This is a genomic window from Secundilactobacillus odoratitofui DSM 19909 = JCM 15043 (assembly GCF_001434895.1).
Classification (GTDB): domain Bacteria; phylum Bacillota; class Bacilli; order Lactobacillales; family Lactobacillaceae; genus Secundilactobacillus; species Secundilactobacillus odoratitofui.
In genome coordinates this window covers 237,461-261,972 of the sequence record NZ_AZEE01000028.1, presented here as the reverse complement: position 1 = coordinate 261,972, position 24,512 = coordinate 237,461, and the positions used below count along the sequence as shown (strand labels likewise).

Annotated in this window: 24 protein-coding genes, 1 pseudogene and 1 other annotated feature; of the genes and pseudogenes, 4 read left to right on the top strand and 21 right to left on the bottom strand. The window is 43.5% G+C overall.

Going from position 1 to position 24,512, the window contains the following annotated elements; genetic code table 11:
• Positions 1-20 precede the first annotated feature (20 nt).
• The 18 genes and pseudogenes from yhbY to FD04_RS06080 form a co-directional block, all read right to left on the bottom strand.
• Positions 21-335: a ribosome assembly RNA-binding protein YhbY gene (yhbY, locus tag FD04_RS06160; RefSeq protein ID WP_054699972.1), complete on the bottom strand. Its 315-nt coding sequence runs from the start codon at positions 333-335 to the stop codon at positions 21-23.
• A gap of 11 nt (positions 336-346) precedes the next feature.
• Positions 347-1,486, bottom strand: a complete 1,140-nt coding sequence (gene yqeH / locus FD04_RS06155) for a ribosome biogenesis GTPase YqeH (protein ID WP_056947741.1) — start codon at positions 1,484-1,486, stop codon at positions 347-349.
• Positions 1,473-2,012 carry a YqeG family HAD IIIA-type phosphatase gene (locus FD04_RS06150; RefSeq protein WP_054699970.1) on the bottom strand — a complete coding sequence of 180 codons (540 nt, stop codon included), beginning with the start codon at positions 2,010-2,012 and terminating at the stop codon, positions 1,473-1,475. The genes yqeH and FD04_RS06150 overlap by 14 nt, the downstream gene beginning before the upstream one ends.
• 139 nt (positions 2,013-2,151) lie before the next feature.
• Positions 2,152-2,505 (bottom strand): 50S ribosomal protein L20, encoded by a 354-nt coding sequence (rplT, locus tag FD04_RS06145; RefSeq protein ID WP_056947739.1) that lies wholly within the window; start codon positions 2,503-2,505, stop codon positions 2,152-2,154.
• Between the two features lie 74 nt (positions 2,506-2,579).
• Complete coding sequence (gene rpmI, locus FD04_RS06140; protein WP_054699968.1) at positions 2,580-2,777, bottom strand: 50S ribosomal protein L35; 198 nt, start codon at positions 2,775-2,777, stop codon at positions 2,580-2,582.
• 30 nt (positions 2,778-2,807) lie between these two features.
• A complete protein-coding gene (gene infC / locus FD04_RS06135) occupies positions 2,808-3,329 on the bottom strand; it encodes a translation initiation factor IF-3 (RefSeq protein ID WP_056947737.1) in 522 nt (173 codons plus the stop codon).
• Between the two features lie 44 nt (positions 3,330-3,373).
• Positions 3,374-3,502 (bottom strand) — a sequence feature (ribosomal protein L20 leader region).
• 244 nt (positions 3,503-3,746) lie between these two features.
• The gene (gene thrS / locus FD04_RS06130; RefSeq protein ID WP_056947735.1) at positions 3,747-5,684 is read right to left on the bottom strand and encodes a threonine--tRNA ligase; all 1,938 of its coding nucleotides are present in this window, start codon (positions 5,682-5,684) and stop codon (positions 3,747-3,749) included.
• Positions 5,685-6,036: 352 nt separating this feature from the next.
• The gene (gene dnaI, locus FD04_RS06125; RefSeq protein WP_054699966.1) at positions 6,037-6,963 is read right to left on the bottom strand and encodes a primosomal protein DnaI; all 927 of its coding nucleotides are present in this window, start codon (positions 6,961-6,963) and stop codon (positions 6,037-6,039) included.
• A complete protein-coding gene (locus tag FD04_RS06120) occupies positions 6,950-8,362 on the bottom strand; it encodes a replication initiation and membrane attachment family protein (protein WP_056947733.1) in 1,413 nt (470 codons plus the stop codon). The genes dnaI and FD04_RS06120 overlap by 14 nt, the downstream gene beginning before the upstream one ends.
• A 14-nt stretch (positions 8,363-8,376) precedes the next feature.
• Positions 8,377-8,859 (bottom strand): transcriptional regulator NrdR, encoded by a 483-nt coding sequence (gene nrdR, locus FD04_RS06115; protein ID WP_056947731.1) that lies wholly within the window; start codon positions 8,857-8,859, stop codon positions 8,377-8,379.
• Between the two features lie 34 nt (positions 8,860-8,893).
• The gene (gene coaE / locus FD04_RS12805; RefSeq protein ID WP_169790171.1) at positions 8,894-9,505 is read right to left on the bottom strand and encodes a dephospho-CoA kinase; all 612 of its coding nucleotides are present in this window, start codon (positions 9,503-9,505) and stop codon (positions 8,894-8,896) included.
• Between the two features lie 21 nt (positions 9,506-9,526).
• Positions 9,527-10,351: pseudogene (gene mutM, locus FD04_RS12800) on the bottom strand (DNA-formamidopyrimidine glycosylase); the annotation flags it as partial.
• Positions 10,352-10,372: 21 nt separating this feature from the next.
• Complete coding sequence (gene polA, locus FD04_RS06105) at positions 10,373-13,033, bottom strand: DNA polymerase I (protein WP_056947727.1); 2,661 nt, start codon at positions 13,031-13,033, stop codon at positions 10,373-10,375.
• A gap of 101 nt (positions 13,034-13,134) precedes the next feature.
• On the bottom strand, positions 13,135-13,839 hold the full coding sequence (locus FD04_RS06100) for a Bax inhibitor-1/YccA family protein (RefSeq protein ID WP_054699957.1): 705 nt from the start codon (positions 13,837-13,839) through the stop codon (positions 13,135-13,137).
• Between the two features lie 121 nt (positions 13,840-13,960).
• A complete protein-coding gene (murC, locus tag FD04_RS06095; protein WP_056947725.1) occupies positions 13,961-15,292 on the bottom strand; it encodes a UDP-N-acetylmuramate--L-alanine ligase in 1,332 nt (443 codons plus the stop codon).
• Positions 15,293-15,473: 181 nt separating this feature from the next.
• On the bottom strand, positions 15,474-18,188 hold the full coding sequence (locus FD04_RS06090; protein WP_056947723.1) for a DNA translocase FtsK: 2,715 nt from the start codon (positions 18,186-18,188) through the stop codon (positions 15,474-15,476).
• A gap of 107 nt (positions 18,189-18,295) precedes the next feature.
• The gene (gene ytpR / locus FD04_RS06085; protein ID WP_056947720.1) at positions 18,296-18,931 is read right to left on the bottom strand and encodes a YtpR family tRNA-binding protein; all 636 of its coding nucleotides are present in this window, start codon (positions 18,929-18,931) and stop codon (positions 18,296-18,298) included.
• A gap of 27 nt (positions 18,932-18,958) precedes the next feature.
• The gene (locus FD04_RS06080; RefSeq protein WP_056947718.1) at positions 18,959-19,276 is read right to left on the bottom strand and encodes a thioredoxin family protein; all 318 of its coding nucleotides are present in this window, start codon (positions 19,274-19,276) and stop codon (positions 18,959-18,961) included.
• Between the two features lie 127 nt (positions 19,277-19,403).
• Here FD04_RS06080 and FD04_RS06075 point away from each other — a divergent pair, with 127 nt between their 5' ends.
• On the top strand, positions 19,404-19,730 hold the full coding sequence (locus FD04_RS06075; RefSeq protein ID WP_054699948.1) for a hypothetical protein: 327 nt from the start codon (positions 19,404-19,406) through the stop codon (positions 19,728-19,730).
• A gap of 28 nt (positions 19,731-19,758) precedes the next feature.
• On the opposite strand, the gene trmB is transcribed toward FD04_RS06075, so the two are convergent.
• The 3 genes from trmB to FD04_RS06060 form a co-directional block, all read right to left on the bottom strand.
• A complete protein-coding gene (trmB, locus tag FD04_RS06070) occupies positions 19,759-20,418 on the bottom strand; it encodes a tRNA (guanosine(46)-N7)-methyltransferase TrmB (protein WP_054699945.1) in 660 nt (219 codons plus the stop codon).
• 140 nt (positions 20,419-20,558) lie between these two features.
• Positions 20,559-21,770 (bottom strand): ABC transporter permease, encoded by a 1,212-nt coding sequence (locus FD04_RS06065; RefSeq protein WP_054699943.1) that lies wholly within the window; start codon positions 21,768-21,770, stop codon positions 20,559-20,561.
• On the bottom strand, positions 21,763-22,500 hold the full coding sequence (locus tag FD04_RS06060) for an ABC transporter ATP-binding protein (RefSeq protein ID WP_056947716.1): 738 nt from the start codon (positions 22,498-22,500) through the stop codon (positions 21,763-21,765). The genes FD04_RS06065 and FD04_RS06060 overlap by 8 nt, the downstream gene beginning before the upstream one ends.
• A 129-nt stretch (positions 22,501-22,629) precedes the next feature.
• Here FD04_RS06060 and FD04_RS06055 point away from each other — a divergent pair, with 129 nt between their 5' ends.
• From FD04_RS06055 to FD04_RS06045, 3 genes are all read left to right on the top strand, one after another.
• Positions 22,630-23,067: an HIT family protein gene (locus tag FD04_RS06055; protein WP_054699941.1), complete on the top strand. Its 438-nt coding sequence runs from the start codon at positions 22,630-22,632 to the stop codon at positions 23,065-23,067.
• Between the two features lie 18 nt (positions 23,068-23,085).
• Positions 23,086-23,415 (top strand): hypothetical protein, encoded by a 330-nt coding sequence (locus tag FD04_RS06050; protein ID WP_054699939.1) that lies wholly within the window; start codon positions 23,086-23,088, stop codon positions 23,413-23,415.
• 130 nt (positions 23,416-23,545) lie between these two features.
• Positions 23,546-24,436 carry a peptidylprolyl isomerase PrsA gene (locus tag FD04_RS06045; protein WP_054699937.1) on the top strand — a complete coding sequence of 297 codons (891 nt, stop codon included), beginning with the start codon at positions 23,546-23,548 and terminating at the stop codon, positions 24,434-24,436.
• Positions 24,437-24,512: the final 76 nt, after the last annotated feature.

The following is a 24,512-nucleotide window of genomic DNA, read 5'->3' as shown; positions in this document are numbered from 1 at the left end:
TGTGATTACCCCTTACTAAATTATGCTAAAGTTTGAACCCGTAAAGAGACATCCTGATACTTCTCTTCACTTGCTGGTTGAAATAGGACCAAAACTCGCCCAATTGTTTGAACAACTTGAATCTTAGTGTTGTCTTCGATGTAGGCTTGAACCTGTTCAACGGTCTCGTCCGCACTTTGTTGGAGGTTAACTTTGATGAGTTCACGCTTTTGTAATGCACCGTCTAACTGCGCCAGCCAAGTTTGATTTAAACCGTTTTTCCCAACTGAAAATATTGGGTGTAAGTGATGGGCTTGGGCCCGTAAAAATCGTTTTTGTTTACCTTTTAACTTCAAAATAACGCTCCTTATATCATAGCTTTTCTAACAACAACGCCAACGCCCTCCGGCGCATAGCCTGCCACCACTGTGTCTGCAGGTACTGAAATCCAACCTAAGCCTTCAAAGACTAAGTCACTTTTTTCGGTGATTTTAAATTCATGTCTAGTTAAAGGTGGCAAGTTATTCTCAGCACTGTCTGGTGGTGTGAGTAGGTCACCGACGTGCTTGTCGTAAAATGCATCTGCGTTGACTAGCTTTGTGCGGTGTAACGGTAAGTTATTTTCGACGTACACCGTAAAGCCGTGTCGTTCACCTGAAATATAATCAAATCTGGCGACACCAGCTAGAAAAATCGTTTGCTGGTCGTTGAGTTGATATACCTTAGGCTTGATTTGTTTTTGTGGTGACACGATCTTCAAATCTTTACCAGATAAGAAGTGTGCCATTTGAGATTGATGAATGATCCCTGGTGTATCGACTAAAACGTGATCCTCATCCAAGGGAATTTCAATTCGATCTAGGGTAGTCCCTGGGAATCGCGAAGTCGTGATAACTTCTTTTTCACCGGTCTTTTGCCGGATGATTTGGTTAATCAATGTTGACTTACCGACATTGGTCACCCCGACGATGTAGACATCACGACCCTCACGATATTTATCAACCTTAGTTAAAAATTGATCAACAGAGTGATTCGTTTTAGCGGATAACAGGGAAACATCGATTGGTCGAATTCCCTGTTCGTTTGCCCGTTGTCGCAACCAGTCTTTGAGCTTCGACCGTTTTAATGAGCTTGGTAATAAATCTTCTTTATTACCAACCAGTAAAATGGGATTATCACCAACGAAGCGATGTAAGCCAGGAATGACAGAACCATTGAAGTCAAAGATGTCAACGACGTATACAATCAAGGCATTGGCGTCACGAATCTGAGTTAACAGTCTCAAGAAATCATCATCTGTTAAGCCAACCGGCACGATCTCATTATAGTGACGAAGTCGGAAACAACGTTGACAGTATAGTTCACCAGTTTCTAGCCCTTTTTCCAGAGCTGATTTTGGCGTATACCCGGGTTGCGTTTTATCAGCCATCTGGATTCTAGCGCCACAGCCGATACACAAAACTGGTTCGCCATCGACTAGTACTTCATTTTTATCAATCTCGTTCATTCATTAAATCCTTTCGAAAGTTGAGTTCAGGATGTTGATGTCGAATTGCGCGCATCACGAACTTTTCAGCAAAGCGATTAAACTTGGTGGTCCAAGCATCACTTGGCAAAATCGGTCGAACTAAGATGCTCTTAACGCCACTGCCGTTCGCAGCTGCAACATCGGTCAATAGCTGATCACCAACCATAACCGCTTCAGAAGCCTCAACCTGATATTGCTTTAGAGCTCGGCGAATACCAAGTGACAGTGGTTTGAGTGCTCTTGAAATATATGGGAGTTGTAGGGACGCAACCGCCTTTTTAATCCGCTGATGCGAATTATTCGAGACGACGACCAATCGAATGTTTTCCCTTGCTAATGCCGTCATCCACTCGCGTAATTCTTCAGTGCCGTAGGGATTATTCCAGGCAATTAAAGTGTTATCCAAATCCGTTAATACAACTCTGATGCCCAGTTGTTTAAGTTCCTTCGGGGCAATGTCGTAGGTCGCATCAATCATCCATGTTGGGGTAAATCGTGCTAACATTTACGGTCCTCCGTATCCTGTTCTGACAGTTCATTATACGAGATTTTCCAGTAATAAGCCATTAAATACCGTTAATGATTGCTATCAAAAAAGCGAGGTTGGAAATTGACCTCCAGCCTCGCTTCAAACAGTTTAAAAATTATAATGCTTTTTTAGCTTCGTCAGCCAATGCCTTGAATGCGTCGGCATCGTTAACTGCCAAGTCAGCGAGCATCTTACGGTTAACTTCGATGTTAGCTTGCTTCAAGCCAAACATCATCTTGCTGTAGCTTAAACCGTTTAAACGTGCTGCGGCGTTGATCCGAGCGATCCAAAGACGACGGAAGTTACGTTTGTTAGCCTTCCGATCACGGTAGGCGTATTGGTAACCCTTCATAACTTGGTCCTTAGCAACCTTAAACAAACGGTGCTTTGAACCACGGTAACCCTTAGCTAACTTAAGAACTTTCTTGTGACGTGCGCGTGTAACTGTTCCACCTTTTACTCGTGGCATATTGAATTCCTCCTAATACTTACGGTCATCATCGTTAAAAAACGATTAATCGTTCTGGTTTTGAACTATCCGAATTACTTTTGTAGTAATTGACGGTATGTTTTCTTAATCGTGTTTGATTCCATCATGGAAGTCCCACGTAATTGACGACGTTGCTTCTTGGTCTTACCGTGGAAACGGTGACTCGTGTAAGCATTCGCACTCTTGATACCGCCCTTGGCAGAAACTTTAAAACGCTTGGCAGCAGCGCGGTTTGTCTTCATCTTTGGCATAATCGAAAATCCTCCTCAAATACTATACAACTAGTTTTCGTTTTTTGGTGCTAGCATCAAAAACATGCTCCGTCCGTCCATCTTAGGACGTTGTTCAACGGTTGCAACTTCACTTGTTTCCTCTGCCATCCGGTTCAACACTTCGCGACCAATTTCCTTATGGGTAATGGCACGACCTTTGAATCGAATTGAGACACGAACTTTTTCGCCCTTAGCCAAGAACTTCAATGCGTTCTTCAACTTTGTGTTGAAATCGTTCGTATCAATTGATGGACTTAAGCGAACTTCCTTAACGCTAACGACCTTTTGCTTCTTACGGGCTTCACGTTGCTTCTTTTGCATCTCGAACCGGTACTTCCCGTAATCCATGATCCGGGCTACCGGTGGTTTTGCCTTTGCGGCAACCAAAACAAGATCCAAGTTAGCATCTTCAGCTAGTTGAAGCGCATCCCGCTTACTCTTAATGCCAAGCTGTTCGCCGTCTGCAGCAATCAACCGAACTTCACGAGCGCGGATTCCTTCGTTAACCATCATATCGTTTGCTATGGTCATTCACCTCCGAGTGAGTTTGAAAAAACAATCAAACGTAAGTCCTACACAAATAAATAGCGGGGAACGCAATGCGCACCCCGCTAAATAGCTAAGCCAAACTGGCTTAGTTTATTTACGTATCAGCCAGGCAGCACATACCACGAGGCGAGAAGCGGGTGCTTCTACTTACATTTATCAACCAGACTAGAATACCATGTATCCTATGGCCTGTCAACAGTCATTACTTTTAAAGCTCACGAGATAAAAGTATAGCTCAAAGTATTACATTTGTCGACCCCTATTTAGCGAACAACTTTAAAATTATCTTGTTTCAATTTAAAAGCAGCCAAAACAAAATGACCGCGTCATTCTCTTTCAAGAATGGCTCGGTCATTTACCACCGCTGGGATTTCTAAAAATCCAATTGGCAAATTTTAATTAGTTATTACTATAGTTAGCAATGTCTTTAAGAACAGCAGTTTCGAAATCAGCGGCACTCATAGATTCACTGTTTTGTTCGCCGTACTTACGAACACTAACGGCTTGATCAGCAACTTCTTGATCACCAACAACTAACGTGTATGGAATCTTGTGGGTTTGTGCATCACGGATCAAGTAGTTCATCTTTTCACCACGGTGATCAACATCGGCACGTACGCCAGCCTTCAATAATTGCTTACGTAAGCTTTCAGCGTATTCACCATGCTTGTCATCACTAACTGGGATGATGGTTACTTGCTTAGGTGCAAGCCAAGTTGGGAAGGCACCCTTGTAGATTTCAGTCAAGTAAGCGATGAAGCGTTCCATCGTACCCACGATCCCACGGTGGATCATAACTGGACGATGGTCTTGACCATCAGCACCCACGTAGCTCAAATCAAATTGATCTGGTAACATGAAGTCTAATTGAATGGTTGACATGGTTTCGTCATTACCAAGTGCGGTCTTAGTTTGAATATCCAACTTAGGACCGTAGAAGGCGGCTTCCCCTTCAGCTTCGTAATAATCTAAGCCAAGGTCGTCCATGGCACCCTTCAACATGCTTTGGCTCCGGTTCCACATTTCATCATCATCGAAGTACTTCTCAGTGTTCTTAGGGTCACGGTATGACAAACGGAACGTGTAATCGTTGATGTTAAAGTCTTTGTAAACGTCCATGATCAATTGCAAAATCTTCTTGAATTCATCTTGAACTTGTTCCAAAGCAACGAATGTGTGACCATCGTTCAAGGTCATTTCACGAACCCGTTGGAGGCCACTCAAGGCACCTGATTTTTCATAACGGTGCATCATGCCAAGTTCAGCGATCCGGAGTGGTAATTCACGGTATGAACGGATGTGGTGCTTGTAAACTTGAATATGGCTTGGGCAGTTCATTGGCCGTAATTCAAGCATTTCGCCGTCGCCCATGTCCATTGGTGGGAACATGTCGTCACGGTAGTGTTGCCAGTGACCAGAAGTCTTGTAAAGATCTAGGTTAGCCAAAACTGGTGTGTAGACGTGTTCGTAGCCATCACCTAATTCCTTGTCGATGATATAGCGTTCAATCGTCCGACGAATAGTGGCACCATTTGGCATCCAATATGGTAACCCAGCGCCAACTTTAGGATCAACGAAGAATAAATCTAAGTCGTTACCAATAACCCGGTGATCACGTTCACGGGCTTCTTGACGAGCTTGGAGATCAGCATCCAAGTCAGCTTGCTTGAAGAAGGCAGTCCCGTAAATCCGTTGTAACATTGGGTTTGATGACTTACCTTCAAAGTAAGCACCAGCGACTGATAATAAGCGGAAGAATTTAATGGCACCGGTGTTGTCAAAGCTTACGCCACTTGCAAGCACTGAAACGCCATCAATTTCGTAAAAGGCGAATTCATCAGCATCACTATCTTCAACGAGCTTAGCTTCATAAGTCGTACCAGCTAACTTCTTCAATGCGTCAGCTTTGTTCACACGAACGTGCTTAACGGCAAGTTTTTGGTTGATTAAAGCCTGAACCTTGTCTGATAATGCAGGCAAAGAATCAGCACTCACTTGGCCATCTTGTTTGTCGGTGTCGATGTAAAAGCCATCTTCATCGCCAACTTCTTCGCCAAATTGAATTTCTGGGTAGCTTTCCTTCAAAGCAACCTTAACTAACAATGCAACGGATTGACGCAAAACGTTTAACCCATCTTCGCTATCTGCCGTTACGATTTCAATTTTGCCATCATGTTTCAATGGTGCGTTCAAGTCAACTAACTTGCCGTCTAACTTACCAGCAACGGCTTTTTTTGCAAGACTGATTGCAATTGATTGCGCAACATCTTTGGCTGATGCGTTTTCATCAAATTGCTTTTGTTTACCATCTGGAAACTGTAATGAAATTTCTGCCATTCTACTCTTCTCCTTTTAATCTATCAAATGCCGAAATCCGCAACCTATAAAAAAATCCCGGTATGCACAAACTGTACATACCGGGACGTCTCTACGCGGTTCCACCCGAAATTCATCTGAATCAAAAAACGGTCCAGACCTTCATTCGGTGATAACGGAACTACCGGCGCGGTATTATCCACCGCACTTTCGAGAAAGTGGTAACTCATAGTCACTGACAAAGCACTTCCAGAATAGGTGCTTCTCTCTTGGAAAGTTCATACAAGTCATGTCTTTCAAACATTTAAATTCTTAAATTATGATTACAAACCACATTAAACCACGTCACCCAAGTTGTGTCAACCTGAACTTATTATTTTGGCCGGCGATTCTCGCCAATCATCTCGACTTCTTTTGATAAAAAGCGAATGCGTTCCATCAGCCGTTTAGCCTTTAACGGTTCCACGTCACCACGTTGCGTCTCAGCCAAATGCTCAGTCTCCAACTGTTTCATCGAAAAGTTGGAGGAAAAGAACGTGGCCAGTTCATTTTGCATTCGATATTCCAGGATAACGCCAAGAATCTCATCGCGAACCCATGCTGACATTGCATCCGCGCCAATATCGTCAATCATCAGGATGGGCGCTTTTTTTACGACATCGAGCTTTTCTGCAACTTGGTTTTTGCCAATCGCGTTTTTCATATCAACCGCAAAACTTGGAAAGTGAACAAGAGTGGACTTTACATTCATATCTGCTAATTGATTAGCAATTGCACCTAAAAGGTACGTTTTACCCACACCCATACTACCGTAGAGGTACAACCCTTGGTGGAAATGATTGCGGTCTTGCGAGTACCCCTTAATAAATTCAGTGGCTAATTTGGAAGCCTCAAGCCGGTCCTTATCCAAAATGAATTGCTCAAATGAGGCATTGCGAATTAATTTAGGCATCATAATTGCACTAACTCGACGTTTGACCGCTTGTTGCTTTAATTTGGCTTGCTGCTGAGCAGTCGGTTCGTAGGTCACTTCGATCAAGTGGTCGTTTAAGACCAGCTTGGGTTCATAACCAGGTGCAAAGGTCCGCTTTCCTTCAGCCAATTGATGACGAACGTTCACAAATTCGTATAAATTGGCCGAAGAACGATCGATCTGCTCAGCGTTGAGCTGTTCTTCATGTTCTGATAAAAATGCCGAAACAGCGGGATCACGGTATACTGCAGCCATTAGTTTTTGATAATTAGCATTCAGTTGGTGCTGATCCATATACCGTTTCATTGACTCACTAATGTTGTCCATTCGATTCACCTCCATTTCGTAGTTTCTTTAACTCGGCCATTTGCGCGTTAAATTGATCCTTTTCGGCCTGGGTTAATTCCGCCTTAGGTTTCGGCTGATAGTCCTCTTTAGCCCAGTCTGGCAGAGTTTCTTTGACATTTTTCACAGGTTGGCGACGATTGCCAGCTCGCGTTTGGCCCTTTTTGCGCTTGGTATCAGCATAACGATGAATTTCCTCAATCGCCGCTTCCGGTGTTTTCACACCCTTTTGCGCCCACATATTAGCAATCTCATCAACGCGATTTTGGTCCACGGTTGGTCGATCCAAATCAATTAAAATGTGATAGATCAGCATATTAATGACCGCAGCGGGTAAAACTTGCGCCTTAGCGAGGTTTTCAATGCGAATTCGTTCAAAATTGGTCACGAAACCGCCCTTTTGTTGATGCAAGGTCGCCAAAAAATTCATGGGTTCATAGGACTTAGCTGCATCAATGATTGCGGCCTCTTGCTCAGATACCCGTGGCCGATTGTCAGGCTTGTCCTGAGCCGTAGTCTGTTGAACTGGTTTCACGGACATTGCACCCTGTGTTTGAGCCTGATAATCTTTGGCGACTAATCGTTTAAACTGCGCTTCATCCAATTGATTGGTTGCCAAATTCGTTGCCTGCCCCAACAAGCGGGCCATGTCAGTTTCGTTGATGCCATATAACATATGCTCATTAACGATCAGTTGGCGATACTGTTGAATATCGGCTAAATTCAAGTAAGAACGCTTGGCAATCTCAACCAGCAATTCAAAATCAAAGTCATTTGCCAGTGGTTCTCCCGTGAGCCCAATTGTTGTATTGGCCGACTCGTTGAATTCTGCCTTAGTTGACTCAATAATCTGAGGCGGGTTGGCAATTAGGCGATTATCCACCGAAAAAACGTCCAAAAACGACTGACTAATCTCTTGCCAGCCGTCTCGGTTGATCTGTCGCGGCAAAAAAACCTGTTTGAGTTGGTTAAATTGGCGCTCGCCGACAACTTCTAACAACAATAAACTCAGCAGATCATCTTTAAAAAATAAGGCACCACTTACCGGTTGTTGAAGTTCATACATCAATTCTGGTAAATGATCAGGCTGGTTGAGATACGTTTTGAGCAAGCCAGCACCCTCAAGTCGCTTACGAGCAGTAATCAGATCCTGCAACCCAACATTTAGTCGCTTCAAAAGATCGGCATGTGTCAATTCTAGTTTGAAGTCTGAGCCCAACCGCACCTGACTCCAAAGTGTAGTCACCAAGCTATAGGCGGTCACACCTAAAATTGGTTGGTACAACTGATCTAGCACCTGTCGACCCGCTTCACTCAGTGGCGTGGACGCTAAAACTGCCGCTGTCGTTTGGGTAGTCAGTGGTCGTTGTGTTGCTGCCATAAAGTTGCCTCGATTCATTTAGGTTCTTTAGATTCCTTTTGTTTATCTTTTTTCATAACGTCTTTAAGTTCTTCCAAGAACACGCTCATATCCTTAAACTGACGGTAAACGCTGGCAAACCGAATGTATGAAATCTCGTCAATATCCGCCAAGCGCTTCATGACGTATTCGCCAATCAATTGACTGGACACTTCGTTTTCACCTAGTGCCCGGATTTCATTTTCAACTTCGTCAACCAAGTTGGTCATAACATCCATACCCACCGGTCGCTTTTCGGCTGAACGGATGATGCCTCGTAGCACCTTTTCGCGGTTAAATTCTTCACGCGTGCCATTTTTCTTAATGACCAGCAAAGGTGTGACCTCAATTCGTTCAAACGTCGTAAAACGAAAACCGCAATTTTCGCATTCACGGCGACGACGAATGACACGTCCCTCATCCGTTGGTCGACTGTCGACGACTCGTGAGCCGTTATGATGACAATGTGGACAGTGCATATTCTCACCTCTTTTTGATATCTCTCGTTATTGTTTAATCTTCACTCATTAATGAACTGAATCCTGCTTCATTGAGCCATTTTACCACTTGCGCTTTTGTTTTATCAACTGAACCAGCGTTATCGATCACCACATCAGCGCGGGCAATTTTGTCAGCTAGTGGCATTTGAGATGCAATTCGATTTAAAGCTTCGGATTGACTTAACTTATCACGAGTCATTAATCGCTTTAATTGAACGTCTTCGGGCACGCTCACCACCATAATCGCACTCACGCCAGCAGCACCGTGTGCCTCAAACAATGTTGGTGCATCATAGATAATCAACGGTTGGTGTTGTCGCCGGAGCCGCTTTAATTTTGCCGAGACGGCCGCTTTGATCAACGGTCCCATGATTTGATTCAACTGATCTAATTTATCATGCTGTGCAAATACTAAAGTTCCAAGTGCATGCCGGTCCAAAGTGCCATCCGGTTGAATCATTTGCCAGCCGAACGTCGATTGAATCTGCTTCAAGCCATCAGTGCCAGGTTCAACAACTTCTCTGGCCACCTTATCCGCATCAATAATCGGAATTTGATAATCCTGTAAAAGTTGGCTGACAGTGGATTTGCCTGTGGCAATCCCACCAGTCAAGCCCAGAACCATGGTTTGACTCGGCTTTGATCGTAACACTTGGCAAGCTGGACAAAAGTGCGTCCCACGTTGGGCAACTTTGATTTTTTCAATTGGCGTATCACACCTGACACAGGGCTCACCTTTACGACCATACACGTTCAAGTGATTTTGGAATTCACCAGCTTCACCAAACGCTGTCGAAAATGAGTGTACCGTAGTACCATGCCCTTCAATTGCCCGATTAATTTCTTTAATGATATTACTACGTAACTGGCGAATTTGATAATCCGGGATACTATTTGCCGGTTGCAGTGGATGAATCCGACTCATCCAAAGGGTCTCATCGACGTAAATATTACCGAGCCCCGCAATTTCATTTTGATCTAAAAGCAGCGGCTTGATTGCCTTTTTACTCTTGGCAAAAATCTGTTTCATATAGTCAAACGTTAAGGTGTCCTCGGTTGGTTCCGGCCCCATCTTTGTCAATCCGGGTACGAGTTGAGTTTCAGTTCCGGTTTCGAGTAATTGCATTCGACCAAATTTACGGGTATCGGTATACCGTAAATCACGGCCATCAGTTAAATGAAAAACCACGTGCGTGTGCTTGGTTAATGGCGTACCTGTGGGTTGCACGTCGTACTTACCTTCCATTCGAAGGTGTGACACCATGGTTAACTTGTCATTGAATCGAAACAATAGGTACTTACCGCGCCGATCGATTCGCTCAATTTTTTTACCCGCAAGCTGTTGTTGAAAGGTTGAAGACCGTGGGGATACCATTTTTTCATATAACACATCCACCGTTTTAATGGTGGCGCCCTCAACTAGTCTGGTCAACCCCTTACGGACAGTTTCAACTTCAGGTAATTCAGGCATTGTATGCCTCCCATTCCATGATTATTTTGCTTCGTACCAAGTGTTGCCATAGTGACTCTCCACTTTCAACGGAATTTCGAGTTTTACAGCAGAGTCCATCACACTTGGCACCAACTTTTCAAGCGTTGCAATCTCTTGTGCGGGTGCTTCAAAAATCAATTCATCATGAACTTGCAGCAGCATGGTTGCTTGCATGTCCTTGATAGCGTCTTCCATCTTAATCATTGCAATCTTAATAATGTCAGCCGCACTACCTTGAATCGGTGTATTCATCGCAGTTCGTTCGGCAAATGATCGCTGATTGAAGTTTCGAGCGTTAATGTCTGGCAAGTACCGGCGACGATGGGCAATCGTTTCAACGTATCCTTTTTCCTTGGCAGAGGCCACGATATCTTCCATGTATTGCTTGACACCTGGGTACTCTTCAAAGTAAGTATCGATAAAAGTTCGTGCTTGTTTTCTAGTAATTCCAATATTTTGAGAAAGACCAAAATCGCTGATCCCGTACACGATACCAAAGTTAACGGCCTTAGCTTGACGCCGCATGTTTGGTGTGACTTCCGCGTCAGGTGCTAACCGGAAAATACGGCGAGCAGTCGACGCATGAATATCTTCATTATCCTTAAAAGCAGCCTGCAAGTTTTGATCGTGCGTAATGTGTGCCAAAACGCGCAGTTCAATTTGAGAGTAATCAGATGAAAAAATCTGCCAATCCTCATGACTTGGAATAAAAGCTTGACGAATTCGTCGACCTTCTTCAGTTCTAATCGGGATGTTTTGTAAGTTAGGATCAACTGAGGATAACCGACCAGTCTGAGTCAAGGTCTGAATATAGCGGGTGTGCACTTTTTGATCAATACTGTGAACGACTTTAAGTAACCCCTCGACATAGGTCGATTGAATTTTGGCAATTTGCCGGTACTTTAAAATATTTTCAACAATTGGCGCTTCCGCAGCTAGCTTTTCAAGGACATCCACCGATGTTGAATAACCCGTTTTGGTTTTTTTCAACGGTGTCAATCCCAGTTTTTCGAACAGAATATGGCCTAATTGTTTTGGCGAGCCAATGTTAAATTCTTCGCCAGCTTCTTGAAAAATCGTTTGTTGGGTTTGTGCCAGTAACTCGGTGAACTGACTCTGCATTTCAGAGAGTCGATCAGTATCAACGGTAATACCGGCAATCTCCATGTGCGCTAACACAAACGCCATTGGTAGTTCAAGATTACGATAAAGATCACTCTGTTCATTAGTTTCGAGTTGATCAAACAGCGATGGTTTTAAAGCAGCAATGGCGATACCTTTTCTGGTGAGGTGTTCAAATAATAACTGATCATCATCTGGAATTGCCCGTTTAGCACCTTTACCATATACTTCTTCATCGGACTGAATATCATGATAGCCATGTTGAAAAGCTAAACGTCCGAGATCATTACTATTTTCGTTGGTATCTAATAAATACGAAGCGAGTAATAAATCAAAATCAACGTTATCGAGTGAAACGTTTAACCGGTTCAAGCCAACGTAAGTGCGTTTAGCATCAAAAACGTCTTTTTTGATTTTTTGACTCGACAATAATTGTTTTAAGGCCGGCGTCTGAAGTAATTCAACATCCCGAGACACGTACCAATTATCATCTTGGCCAATCACAAAGCCCACAAATGGTGACGTGTGGTAGTTTGCCTCAGGCATTTCGAGGTAAAACGACACGCTACCAGACAACTTGTTAACTTCAGCTACATTTTGATCAGTTAAGACTGTAAACGACACGGGTTTTAAGCCTAAAATGTCATCGCCGTCCGCATCGGCAGACATCTGATTTAAAAATGATTGAAAGTTCATTTGTTGGTAATACGCGACGAGTTCTTCTTGTTGATCGCCCAGATAGGTTAAGTCAGCCAGCGAGATTTCAACGGGAGCATCTCGACGGATGGTCGCCAAGTCACGAGATGAAAACGCACTGTCTTTATCTTCAACTAAATGTTCCTTCATTTTTTTAGCAGTAATTTCATCAATGTGATCATACACGCCATCAATCGTGCCATATTTTTGAATCAGATTAACCGCCGTCTTAGGACCAACACCGGTAACGCCAGGATAGTTATCTGACGTATCGCCTTGGAGACCCTTAATTTCGATAATTTGGTCTGGTCGAACACCTAGTTTTTCTTCAACGTGCGCTGGGGTATAGGTCTCAACTTCACTAACCCCTTTCTTAGAAACCGCCACTGAGGTGGTAGCTGATGTTAACTGGGTTAAATCACGGTCACCAGTAAAAATAGTGGTCGTGTAGCCAGCCTGTTCAGCTTGTTTAGCCATGGTTCCGATAATGTCATCAGCCTCAAAATTAGGTAAATCATATGATTTAATACCACGTGCTGTTAATAGTCGGCGAATCTCCGGCATTTGTTCTGAAAGCTCTGGCGGTGTTTTTGAACGGCCACCCTTATAGTCGGCATATTTTTTAGTCCGAAAAGTCACCTTACCAGCGTCAAAGGCAACCAGTGCATCCGTTGGCTTGACTTGCGCCAACATAATATCAAGCATTTTGTTAAAGCCAAAAATGGCGTTCGTATGGAGGCCATCTGCATTCGTGAAGCTGTTTAGCGAGGTATACAGCGCGAAGAAAGCACGAAAGGCCACACTGTTACCGTCAATTAATAGTAAACGTTTTGATTCTGTCATTGGATATCCTCCACTCTTGATCTCATCACTAGTTTACCAAAGTTTTGGGGAAATAAAAATCGGTTTGGGTCAACAACCCAAACCGATTTGAAAGTTTAATCTTAATCACGATTACCTGCACCGCCAAAGATCCGGAGCATGAACAAGAACAGGTTAACAAAGTCAAGGTACAACTGCATTGCGCCGATAATGGCTAATCCTGTGGTTGAAGTACTGCTACCATCACTTTGAAGGTAAATTTTCTTCATCTTTTGGCTATCTGAAGCGGTTAATGCCGTAAAGATAATCACACCAACAAATGAGAAAACGTAGGCAATGAGGCTACTGTGTAAGAAGATGTTGATGACCATGGCAACCACTAAAGCAATCAAGGCCGCCGTTGCTTGGGCACCCACTCGACTTAAGTCACGTTTGGTAATAGCACCATAAGCCGCCATTACGATGAAAACCGTTGCACTAGAAACAAAGGCAGACGCAATGGTTGTCCCCGTGTAAACAAGGGCATACATTGATAAAATGCCACCGGTCAAAAGTGCGTATACCATCAGTAATACGAAACTTAAGCTAGGCCGTTTCATGGCTTGGCTCGTGACAATAAATGGAAAAGCAAACCAGATGATCAGGGGTAAAAATGCGTAATGACCAGCAAAGAGCCCCATCAATTCAGGGGTAGTGCTAGCAAACATCGCTGCTACCGCGGATATAAGAACGGCTAAGGCCATCCACCCATACATTTTGGTCAAGAAACGGTTTAAGCCAACGTCAGCGTTAATCACTCGCCGGGGTTGTTCATCAAAATTGTTCATTGAGGTGCCTCCTTAATAGAATCCTACTTATCAAGCAATTGTATCAATTCTACTAAAAATTGCAATCAAAAATGATTCAAACAATCATTTTTAGATTATCTCTTTAACAATTCATAAGAAATTAGTTGTCTTTTAATGACAAATGGCTCAACAGATCTTCGTAGGCGCGTTCATACTTCTGAACGTCGCCAGCACCCATGAATACGACGACAGCATTGTGATAATCCAAAAGTGGTGACATGTTGTCTAACTTCAAGATTTCGCCGCCTTTATTAATCTTCTTGGCCAAATCTTCACTTGATACCTTCCCGTTGGTTTCACGAGCAGAACTGAAGATATCAGTTAAGTAAACCTTGTCGGCGTTGTTCAAAGCCTTAGCAAAATCATCCATCAGGGCAATTACACGCGTGAACGTATGTGGTTGGAAGACGGCAATCACTTCTTTATCAGGATACTTTTGACGAGCAGCATCCAACGTAGCTCGAATCTCTGATGGATGGTGCGCATAATCGTCGATAATGGTCATGTCAGCGATTTGACGTTCGGCAAAGCGGCGTTTAACACCCTTGAAGCTCAAGAGTTCGTCCTTGATGGCATCTAAGTCGACTTCTTCAAAGTAAGCCACAGCAATGACAGCCAGACTGTTTAAGACGTTGTGTTCGCCAAACAATGGCACATGATAGTTGCCTAAGAATTCATCGTGATAGTAAACATCGAATTGTGACCCCTTGGTCGTGCGTTTGATATTGCGGGCTTGAAAATCGTCCTTTTCGCTCGTGCCGTAGTAGTAAACGGGCACATCAGTCTTCAGACGACGCAGGTTTTCATCATCACCCCAGGCAAAAATACCCTTGCTGACTTGATCTGCGAAACTCTGGAAAGCACTGAACACGTCGTCAATGTCTTGGTAGTAATCAGGATGATCAAAATCAATGTTGGTCATAATGGCGTAATCAGGCTTAGTAGCCAAGAAGTGACGTCGATACTCATCTGCTTCATAAACGAAGAAACGTGCGTTAGGTGTCCCTTTGCCCGTCCCATCACCAATTAAATAACTGGTTGGGGCAATACCTGACAATACGTGTGAAAGTAAGCCAGTCGTGCTGGTCTTACCATGGGCACCGGCTACCCCAATACTGGTATAACCTTCAATTAGTTTTCCTAAAAATTCGTGATAACGATAGACCGGCAAATTCAGTTCCCGGGCTTTTTTGATTTCTGGATGATCATCAGTAAATGAGTTACCCGCAATCACTGTGAGCCCTTCATGGATGTTCTCCGCGTCAAATGGGTATACTGGAATCTTCGCCTGTTCGAGTCCACGCTGTGTGAACGTATACTGGGTAATATCTGATCCCGCTACCTTAAGCCCTTTATCATGTAAAATGAGCGCAAGTGAGCTCATTCCTGATCCTTTGATTCCAACAAAATAGTACGTCGTTGAGTTGTCCATCAAAATCCTCTTTTCATCGCTTCAATGATTTAATTTAAGTTGACTATTGCCGGTTAGTCAACGGTGGTTGGTACATATCAATATTCTAGCAGAGCATGAAAGCTGAAACAAGTTCCGTTAAATGCGGATTCGTCAAGATAAGATGACGGTATTTCACCTATTCAAGTCTGAGCTTCATACTTTAGTCAGTCCGGGGTGCGCGCATTTCGGCTAGTTGTTTTTCAGTCAGAAAGACGTCGCGTGGTTTGGAACCATTTTGAGCGGAAATATACTGTTTGTTTTCAAGTGTATCGATTAAATTGGCTGCCCGATTATAACCGATTGAAAATACCCGTTGTAGCTTTGAAGTTGACACCGTTTTTTCTTGAACAATGTAATCCAGCACTTCAGGCATCAATTCATCTTGGTTATCTTGAACCTGCTGTTTTTCGAGTAACCCATCCGGATCAAAAGCATAATGGGGCTTGCCCTGCGTTCTCACAAAGTCGGTAATCCGGTCAACTTCGTCATCAACGAAGGTGCCTTGCAATCGTAGCGGTTGGGAAGCACCATTGCCAAGGAAGAGCATGTCCCCCTTCCCTAGCAGGCGTTCAGCACCAGAGGTATCAATAATCGTGCGTGAATCCACTTGTGAGGACACCATAAAGGCCACTCGGGTTGGGATATTGTTTTTAATCGTTCCAGTGACGATATCTACACTTGGTCGTTGAGTGGCAATTAACAAGTGAATACCGGCGGCCCGGGCCTTTTGAGTAATTCGAACGATGTAATCCTGCACTTCGCTTGAAGCCATCATCATTAAGTCAGCTAACTCATCAATGACGATCACAATGTAAGGCAGTTTAAGTCCGTATTCTTCCGTTAACTCGGCACGCTCATTATACTGTTCGATATTACGAACACCAGCCGCAGCTAAGCGTTCGTAACGGTCATCCATTTCAGTCACGGCCCACTTTAAGGCAGCGGCCGCAGCTTTAGGATCTGAAATTACGGGTGACAGTAAATGCGGCAGCTGATCGTAAGGTGCTAGTTCAACCGCTTTTGGATCAATCAGTAAGAGTCGTAATTGTGCAGGCGTGGCTTTATATAGTAGTGAAATCAATAAGCTATTGATAAAGACTGATTTGCCGGAGCCAGTTGCCCCCGCAATTAAACCATGCGGCATTTTGCGTAAGTCCGTCACTTGAGGCTGACCGAACAAGTCGACCCCTAAAGCCACGGTTAACGGTGATTTACTATTCGTGAAGGCCTTTGATTCAAGCACTTCCGATAACATCACCGGTCTGGTCTTAGGATTTGGAATTTCGATTCCAACGGTGGTTTTACCTGGAATCGGTGCTTCAATTCGAATATCCTTTGCGGCTAATGCCAATTTCAAATCATCCGTTAAATTAGTAATTTTGTTAACCTTCACGCCAAGTGATAAGTGGACTTGGAACTGCGTAACGGTAGGTCCAATCGTCCAGTCAACAACGTGCGCGTCGACGTGAAAGGCCTGCAGAGTCTCATCTAAAACTTCCCCTTGATGTTCGATCCACTCATCCAATTCATTTTCGTCAGGAATAACGGGTGGCGTCAATAGGTCAGTTGATGGGAATTGATAACCTCGCTCGACTTGAGTTGAAACCGCGTCTGGCTTGTCATGGAATAGCGCCAGTTCATTGAGTTGTGAACTCGTGTTTTCTTCACTTAAAATATCTCCTAGCGAATGTCCAAGCCCGTGATCGGATTGCGGTTGCGTTGTTGTTACTGTTGCTGTTGAAACAGTCTCTTGATTCTTTTCAGTGCGTTCATCCGGTACGACGGTGTTTTTGACTGGTTTATCAAATCGTGGTGTTAGTCGATCGCTGGCTGTTACAACTGGTGCTGAGTCAGTTTTGATTTGGTCTGAGTCAACTTCATCACTGTAACTAACTGATTCGCCCTCTATTTGATCATTTGATTGTGTGGTTGAATGCTGACTACTTTCGTGAACAAAATCAGCTTGTTCAGTAGTTTCAGCCACTTCAGAAGGGTCTTCAGGTACCTCAAGTGGTTCTTCGCTATCACCGGCCAATTCGGAATGTTGGTGGTCACCTGATACATCAATAACTGGCGCGGGCTCTGGCGAATTAGTCACCGGTTGTTCATCCGTAACCTGCGTTGCGTCGAATTGAGGTTGATCAGATTGAGTGCCAGATTCAGACTGATCATTTTCTGTCAATTGCGTTGATTCAGAATCTACGGAGGCTACTGGTGAGGTTGGCTCGTCTGGGATTACCGTTGCCTTTGAAACACTTTGTGCGACTTTATCAGATTCCTTGGTAGCGAATGCTTGCTCAGATTGTGACGTCTCCTGTGATTCAGGGTGTTTGATTACGTTGGTAGTCGCGGTTTTTGAGGGTAACGATTCCAATTGACTATTCTGTTGTGAATCAGTCAGGTCATCAGATGCCACTGATGGTGTATCCAACGTTGTTGAAACTGGTGCTTGATCATTCTGTGTATTTGATAGTACACTCGTCGTCTCATCTTCTGGCTGTTGGGTCGTAATCAAAACATCACGATCCGGCTTTTGAAAGTAGCGCTCAATCAAACGCTGAAAGTTGATCTTCACTGCCGGTTGATGCCGCTTAAGCTGGGTGGGGACTGCAGATGGCCGAAACGGTGCTGACGATTGCCAGTCATTTTTCGTCGGCAGTACCCGATGTGGATTTGGTTTTGAGTTCGGTTTAACAGCTGATTGAGGTCGCTTAGGCAACTGTGTGTGTCGAGTTGGCTGACTGAGTTGACGTTGCTCACGTCGTTGATTAAACGGTACTTCAGCTGCTTTTGACTCATTCAATTGCGGTTGGTTATCCGCTGACTTCGGTTGGCGATACTTTCTAAAAAAAGCAGGTCCATCATAGTGTTTCATTATTTAATCATCCATTCAATCATTGAATTAGTACGTTTCAAATTATGTCGAGTTCAGAAGCCAAGGCAAACAAAAAAGAGGCCGAGGCCCCTTTTCACGTCGTTCATCTAACTGAATAAAGTTTGTGCCTTATCAAAATCAAATGGCGTTCCAACTTCGTAATCATCAGGTAAAATCAACGCGCCCGGCCGATCGGGTGCACCCGGAATCTGTAATTCTCTTCCTGATGAAATCATACCATCACTTTCAACGCCGCGCAATTTACCAGGCCAAATAATCTGCCCATTTGGCATCATTGCGCCAACTTCAGCCACGACGACCTTGATATCAGCTTGCATGTTCGGCGAACCTGATACAATCTGGACTGTCTGATCATTTTGAACCCGAGTCTTTGTCACCAACATGTGATTCGAATCTGGGTGAGGTTCCGCTGACTCAACGTAGCCAACGATGAACTTAGACTCAAGGTCAGCTTTTAACTCAGGTTCAAAGCCAGCTTCTGATAAGCCGTCATTTAGCTTGGCAACCTGGGCTTCGGTTAAAAACACCTGACCATTCTCGTTCAGTTCACCTAAAATGGCTGAAACTTGGTCAACGTTATACCCTAACGTTTGATCGGTTTCAGGGTCAAAGATACGGGTAAAGGCACCTTTGGTTTCGATTGACTGTTCCTTAGTATCTGGTGCGAGGTAAATAATCATGACGTCGCCAAGTGCTGCTTGGTTATAACTAGAAATTAACATGGTGCATCCTTTCGATACAGGATGGGATTAAAGTGCATCAATAAAATCTTCAACCTGCTTTTTTGTTTTGCGGTCTTTGTTGACGAAGCGACCGATCTCTTCCCCATTATTATACGCAATAAAGCTGGGAATGCCTAACACGTTTAAGTCAATAGCCAAATCGGTGTTTTCGTCACGATCAACGGCTAAGAAGTGGTAATCGGGATATTCCGCTTCGATTTCTGGCATTGCAGGTTTAATAAAGGCACAATCTGGGCACCAAGTTGCTGAAAAGTACAACATGTACTTACCAGTTTTAATCTTATCATTGAGTTGTTCATGGGTTACTTGAGGTAATGCTTCCACAACAATCACTCCTTACTTACTTTTATTCAGTGATTCATTATACACGTTTTTCAGAAAATAGACATAAATGTGGTACTTCACTAAAAATTGAGCTACGATAGACGGAAACAACCTTGGAGGAAACGCAATGGAATTAAACTTTAAAAACTATCAGCAGCTTAGTCTGCTATCCAGCCTCAGCCTACTGTTTGGCTTTCTAATGGGTAAATCAGTCCAGCATCGTGAATATTTAACTGCTGATGCCATTTTAGCCAGCGTAAAGCAAGCCTTTCGCCGTGAAGCCACCATCGAAGGTGCGTGGATCAATCAACGGCCCAAAAGACATGCCCAATTTGCCATTCACACCATGGTTTACACCGGTGGCCTTTCACGGTATGAGGATGGCCAACTCGTGCAGTATGAGTTTATGGCTGACGCGAAAACCGGCAGTATTTTGAAAATTAACCGATTATAAGCTTAATGAGGTTGGACAGTCACCCTGTCTAGCCTCTTTTTTTGTCTTCAGCTTTAAAGTGGGCGACTAGTTTATAAATTGGGCCCTTCTGACTAAACTTTTCTTCATATTCGGTTTGAACGTTGCCCTCATTGCCATCTGAATGATGCAAATCTAGCCATACTTCGTCGAATATCAAACCAAAATTGTTAAAACTTGCTAAAGAATATTCGAAGAGCCCACGGTTATCAGTCTTAAATTGAATTTTGCCCTCGGACTTTAACACTTGTTGGTAATGCACCAAAAAGTTAGGTGAAGTTAAGCGGCGTTTAGCATGACGCGTCTTTGGCCATGGATCTGAAAAATTCAGGTAAAGTTTATCAACTTCATTGGCGGCAAATAGCGTATCCACGTTCGCACCATCTGTTTCAACCAATTGAACATTGGTCAGTTCACTCTCAACCAACTTTCGAAGCGCAGTTGCGATGACAGATTCTTGAATTTCAATTCCTAAGAAGTTGATGTCAGGATTTTGACGTGCCATCTCAATAATGAATTGACCCTTACCAATCCCAATTTCAACTTGAATCGGTTGTGGCTTGGAAAAACGTTCTTGCCAGTGACCTAATTGCTGCTCTGGCGCCGTCACGATTAAATCGCTGTGATCCTTAATATATTGTTCCGCCCAAGGTTTTTTTCGTACCCGCATGATGAGCCTCCAGTTCCAAATTAAAACGACGAACTTCAACAAGCTCGTCGTTTTGAGTTACTGTTCATTTTATGCAACCCGCCTAACTTAGTCAAGCAAAATCCGGTTAATGACGGTGTTGCAGTTGATTTTGATGGCTGCTACTGTTTTTTCTTTAATCGAAGAGGTAAATAATAGTAAACCATAAACCAAATCTCCACTAATTCGACCAGCAGCATGATTGCGCTGATCTGCCATGAAAGATTGGCAAAGCTCAATACAATTAAGAATAAAATGGCGGTTAGTGTGAGTAACCAAGTCATCAGTTGTTTGAAATTAGCCACCTGTTGCTGACGTTCAATTGGATACAAGTGTGTGAAGACAATGTCATCGAACTGCCAGAAAAACGGAATCAGCTGGAAACCAATTAGATACAGGAATAATACACCTAGTACGATTGGCAACCAAGTCCCACGCACAAAGTACAGTAACAGCATTCCCAATATGGTGAGGCGTGCGTACAAGCCACTAAATTCACCACTGCGGACGATACCACGACTGTACAAGTATAAATAAGTGTGACCGGTAGTTGGTTTGACAAAGTTCAATAACCAGTCCAGGTAACGGCGACGCTTAGCGACACCCTTTAACATTGGCACCGTGGTGAAGAGGTTAAAGAACCGGTAAATTCGCAACATTCGATTGTTTTCAAGGTTAATTGCTTGCCACCAATCAAACGGTGCGGCTTGTATGCGTTGCGTCATCACCCGCAGTGCGACAGTACCGAGTAATGCCAAAACAAGACCAATGATTGGCTGCGTATAAATTAAAATCACCAACATCACTAGCGGATAAATCACGTTTAACCAAACTGGCCGTTTCAACATCAGGTAATGATTTTGATAGCGATTCATAACCGCACCACTGAAAAGGCCGTCCTTCAATAGTAGTTGTGTCACCGCCACCACGACCAAATCAGCAACGCTTAAACGATTGGTCACTTGGATAAACGGTAACAAGACAAACATTCCCAGCAGCTGGTAAACCATCGCTAATCCTTCGCTATACCGTCTGGCACCCGTTAGATACCGCGCAATGTTAGCCTCTCGTGGTAGCAAAAATACCACATCCGCGTCCTTTAAAAACGTTGCGAGTTGCCCCAGTTGAAGAAAAATGAGGAGTGCCAAAATAATCACGGGTTTGCTCCACCAAACGCCAGCTGAGAGCTGCTTGAGGCTATTTGAATAACCTAACCCTAACCCACCAATTAAAATTAACAGCGCAAACACAAAGTGATCGTTAAAGACCAGCCGCAGGTACTTAAACATTTCTTTTAAATGGCTCGATAGTCGTGATTGAAATAACTTATTCATGTTGATCCGCCTTCGTCATTGACATGTAGATGTCATCCAATGATTCACCGGCATCTGGCAACGCTGCCCGCAATTCTGGCAGCGTGCCTTCCGTTTTGACCGTGCCATCGTGAAGTAACACGAATCGATCACAGTACTTCTCGGCTGTATCAAGCACGTGGGTCGACATGAGCACACTGGCACCGCGCTTTTTTTGTTCATCGATTAAATCAAGCAGATCGTGGACGGCTAAGGGATCTAGGCCTAAGAAAGGTTCATCAATAATGAACAGCGGCGCATCAGTAATGAATGCACAAACAATCATGACCTTTTGCTTCATCCCCTTAGAAAAGTTAGCCGGGAACCAATCTAACTTATTATCTAACCGGAAAATTTTTAACAAGTGCTCTGCTCGTTGCCATGCTTGTGTGGTATCTAAGTCATACGCCATCATGGTCATTTCCAAGTGTTCTTTAAGCGTCAGTTCTTGATATAAAATTGGCGTTTCAGGAATGTACGCAATTTGTTTTTTGTACGCAGCCTTATCCTGCTTTAAGGTGACATCATTAATCTTGATTTCGCCCTTAAACGGCGTTAACAAGCCGATAATATGATTAATCGTCGTCGATTTACCGGCCCCGTTCAGCCCAATTAGCCCGACAAGTTCACCATTTTGAACGTCAAACGTCACATCTTTTAACACCGGAATCTGCGAATAGCCACCAACAACCTTCGTGACCTGAAGTGTCATGAACATCCCTTCATTTCTCTTTGATTTAAGACTTTTAGTTTTCATTATATCATACGGCAAGGTGTACGAAATTGCACCAGTTTGCGGTATACTTAAGGCAACTTTATAGCTGTCAAAGGAGGAACCACTATGATTCATAATTACGATGATGATTGTATTTTCTGCAAAATTATTAAGGGCGACATTCCAAGCTACACCGTCTACGAAGATGACGATGTAAAGGCCTTTTTGGACATCTCTCAAGGCACACCGGGCCACACCTTGGTTATTCCCAAGACTCACATCCCAGATATTTTTGCCTACGATGCAGACTTGGCTGCGACAGTGTTCAGTAAGATTCCAGCTATCGCCAACGCAGTCAAAGCCTCTAATCCTGCCATTAAAGGCATGAACATCCTCAACAATAATGGTACCGTTGCTTATCAGTCAGTGTTCCACTCACACATTCACTTAGTGCCACGTTACACTGACCACGATGATTTCGCCATGATTTTCAAAGACAACAGTGGCAACTATGACGAGGCCAGTTACACTAAGATTCAAAATGACATTAAGGCCCAATTCTGAAACTTGGAGTGACTTATTATGAAACGATTCCTTACGAGTATATTACTAACTGGTGGTGCCATGCTGACCATGCACCTAATCAACAAGCGACAATCACCCGTTGATTTTGCGACCGAAACTTGGCAGACTGCCAAAGCCAAGAAAGAACAACTTTCAGAAGTTGTTCGTCAAGAACAGGTCGTTTCAGACCGATTGAATCAGTTGCAAGCGGAACTGGATAAGGCACAGCCAGCTATCGATAGTTTGCAAATAGCGGCTAATGAATTTGAGTTTAAAATCAAACCACATTTTGATCTCATTAACGACCGCCTTGCATCACTGGAAAATAACAATTTATCTCATGAATAATTTGTGAACAACCTTTTCAATTTTTATTAAGTTCCCTTAACCAGTGATATTTATTAAAGGTTTATGTTATATTAAGTAAGATGTCCCAATGGGATGAATCCAAAATCAAAGAAATGGATGTGTTTTCGGAATGAAAAAATGGTTCATTGCTCTTGCTGGTGTCATGTTAAGTTTGACACTTGCTGCGTGTGGTAGCAAAACAGTTGCCACCACTTCAGGCGGTAAAATTACTGAAAGTCAATTTTACAGTAGCTTGAAGAACACCTCAAGTGGTAAGCAAGTCTTACAACAGATGATCTTGAACAAAGTGCTAGAAAAGCAATTTGGTGACAAGGTTAAGAAGTCTGAAGTAACGAAGCAATACAATGCTTACAAGAAGCAATACGGTTCATCATTTAGCAGTGTCCTTTCTCAAAGTGGGATGACCGCTTCACAATTGAAAGAACAGATTCGCAGTAACTTACTTCTTAAAGAAGCCGTTAAAGCTGATACCACAGTGACAACTGCCCAACTTAAGAAGCAATTTAAGAGTTACCAACCAAAGGTTACCGTATCTCACATCTTAGTTTCTAAGAAGTCAACCGCTGAAAAAGTTATCAAGGAACTCAAGGCTGGTAAGAGCTTCGCCTCACTTGCTAAGAAGTACTCCACTGATTCAGCAACTAAGAACAAGGGCGGTAAGTTAGACGCCTTTGATAACACCGATACTTCACTTGACTCAACCTTTAAGAAGGCTGCCTTCAAGTTAAAGACCGGTCAATACACCACTACCCCGGTAAAGACCTCTTATGGTTACCACATCATCAAGATGGACAACAACCCAGGTAAGGGTACTTACAAGCAACACGAATCAGAACTTAAGAGCCAAATTTATGACAACCGGATGAACGACAGTGCTACTTTGAAGAGCGTGGTTTCAAAAGTGCTCAAGAAGGGTAACGTCTCAATCAAGGATAGTCAATTACAAAACGTCTTAGCAGACTACTTGACCACAAGCAGTTCTTCTAAGTCATCAAAGTAAAGTAACACAAAAGACGACCAAATCGGTCGTCTTTTTTTGCACTTAATTTCGGTCATGGCAATTCATGACTTTCAAA

Excerpts from the sequence above, each read along its gene's own strand:
- FD04_RS06055 (WP_054699941.1), top strand. The coding sequence starts at position 22,630 with ATGATTCATAATTACGATGATGATTGTATTTTCTGCAAAATTATTAAG.
- FD04_RS06045 (WP_054699937.1), top strand. The coding sequence starts at position 23,546 with ATGAAAAAATGGTTCATTGCTCTTGCTGGTGTCATGTTAAGTTTGACA.
- ytpR (WP_056947720.1), bottom strand. The coding sequence starts at position 18,931 with ATGTTAATTTCTAGTTATAACCAAGCAGCACTTGGCGACGTCATGATT.
- FD04_RS06150 (WP_054699970.1), bottom strand. The coding sequence starts at position 2,012 with ATGTTAGCACGATTTACCCCAACATGGATGATTGATGCGACCTACGAC.
- infC (WP_056947737.1), bottom strand. The coding sequence starts at position 3,329 with ATGACCATAGCAAACGATATGATGGTTAACGAAGGAATCCGCGCTCGT.
- FD04_RS06120 (WP_056947733.1), bottom strand. The coding sequence starts at position 8,362 with ATGGCAGCAACACAACGACCACTGACTACCCAAACGACAGCGGCAGTT.
- rpmI (WP_054699968.1), bottom strand. The coding sequence starts at position 2,777 with ATGCCAAAGATGAAGACAAACCGCGCTGCTGCCAAGCGTTTTAAAGTT.
- FD04_RS06050 (WP_054699939.1), top strand. The coding sequence starts at position 23,086 with ATGAAACGATTCCTTACGAGTATATTACTAACTGGTGGTGCCATGCTG.
- polA (WP_056947727.1), bottom strand. The coding sequence starts at position 13,033 with ATGACAGAATCAAAACGTTTACTATTAATTGACGGTAACAGTGTGGCC.
- murC (WP_056947725.1), bottom strand. The coding sequence starts at position 15,292 with ATGGACAACTCAACGACGTACTATTTTGTTGGAATCAAAGGATCAGGA.
- trmB (WP_054699945.1), bottom strand. The coding sequence starts at position 20,418 with ATGCGGGTACGAAAAAAACCTTGGGCGGAACAATATATTAAGGATCAC.
- rplT (WP_056947739.1), bottom strand. The coding sequence starts at position 2,505 with ATGCCACGAGTAAAAGGTGGAACAGTTACACGCGCACGTCACAAGAAA.
- FD04_RS06075 (WP_054699948.1), top strand. The coding sequence starts at position 19,404 with ATGGAATTAAACTTTAAAAACTATCAGCAGCTTAGTCTGCTATCCAGC.
- FD04_RS06060 (WP_056947716.1), bottom strand. The coding sequence starts at position 22,500 with ATGACACTTCAGGTCACGAAGGTTGTTGGTGGCTATTCGCAGATTCCG.
- coaE (WP_169790171.1), bottom strand. The coding sequence starts at position 9,505 with ATGGTTCTGGGCTTGACTGGTGGGATTGCCACAGGCAAATCCACTGTC.
- FD04_RS06065 (WP_054699943.1), bottom strand. The coding sequence starts at position 21,770 with ATGAATAAGTTATTTCAATCACGACTATCGAGCCATTTAAAAGAAATG.
- FD04_RS06090 (WP_056947723.1), bottom strand. The coding sequence starts at position 18,188 with ATGAAACACTATGATGGACCTGCTTTTTTTAGAAAGTATCGCCAACCG.
- FD04_RS06100 (WP_054699957.1), bottom strand. The coding sequence starts at position 13,839 with ATGAACAATTTTGATGAACAACCCCGGCGAGTGATTAACGCTGACGTT.
- yqeH (WP_056947741.1), bottom strand. The coding sequence starts at position 1,486 with ATGAACGAGATTGATAAAAATGAAGTACTAGTCGATGGCGAACCAGTT.
- dnaI (WP_054699966.1), bottom strand. The coding sequence starts at position 6,963 with ATGGACAACATTAGTGAGTCAATGAAACGGTATATGGATCAGCACCAA.
- nrdR (WP_056947731.1), bottom strand. The coding sequence starts at position 8,859 with ATGCACTGTCCACATTGTCATCATAACGGCTCACGAGTCGTCGACAGT.
- thrS (WP_056947735.1), bottom strand. The coding sequence starts at position 5,684 with ATGGCAGAAATTTCATTACAGTTTCCAGATGGTAAACAAAAGCAATTT.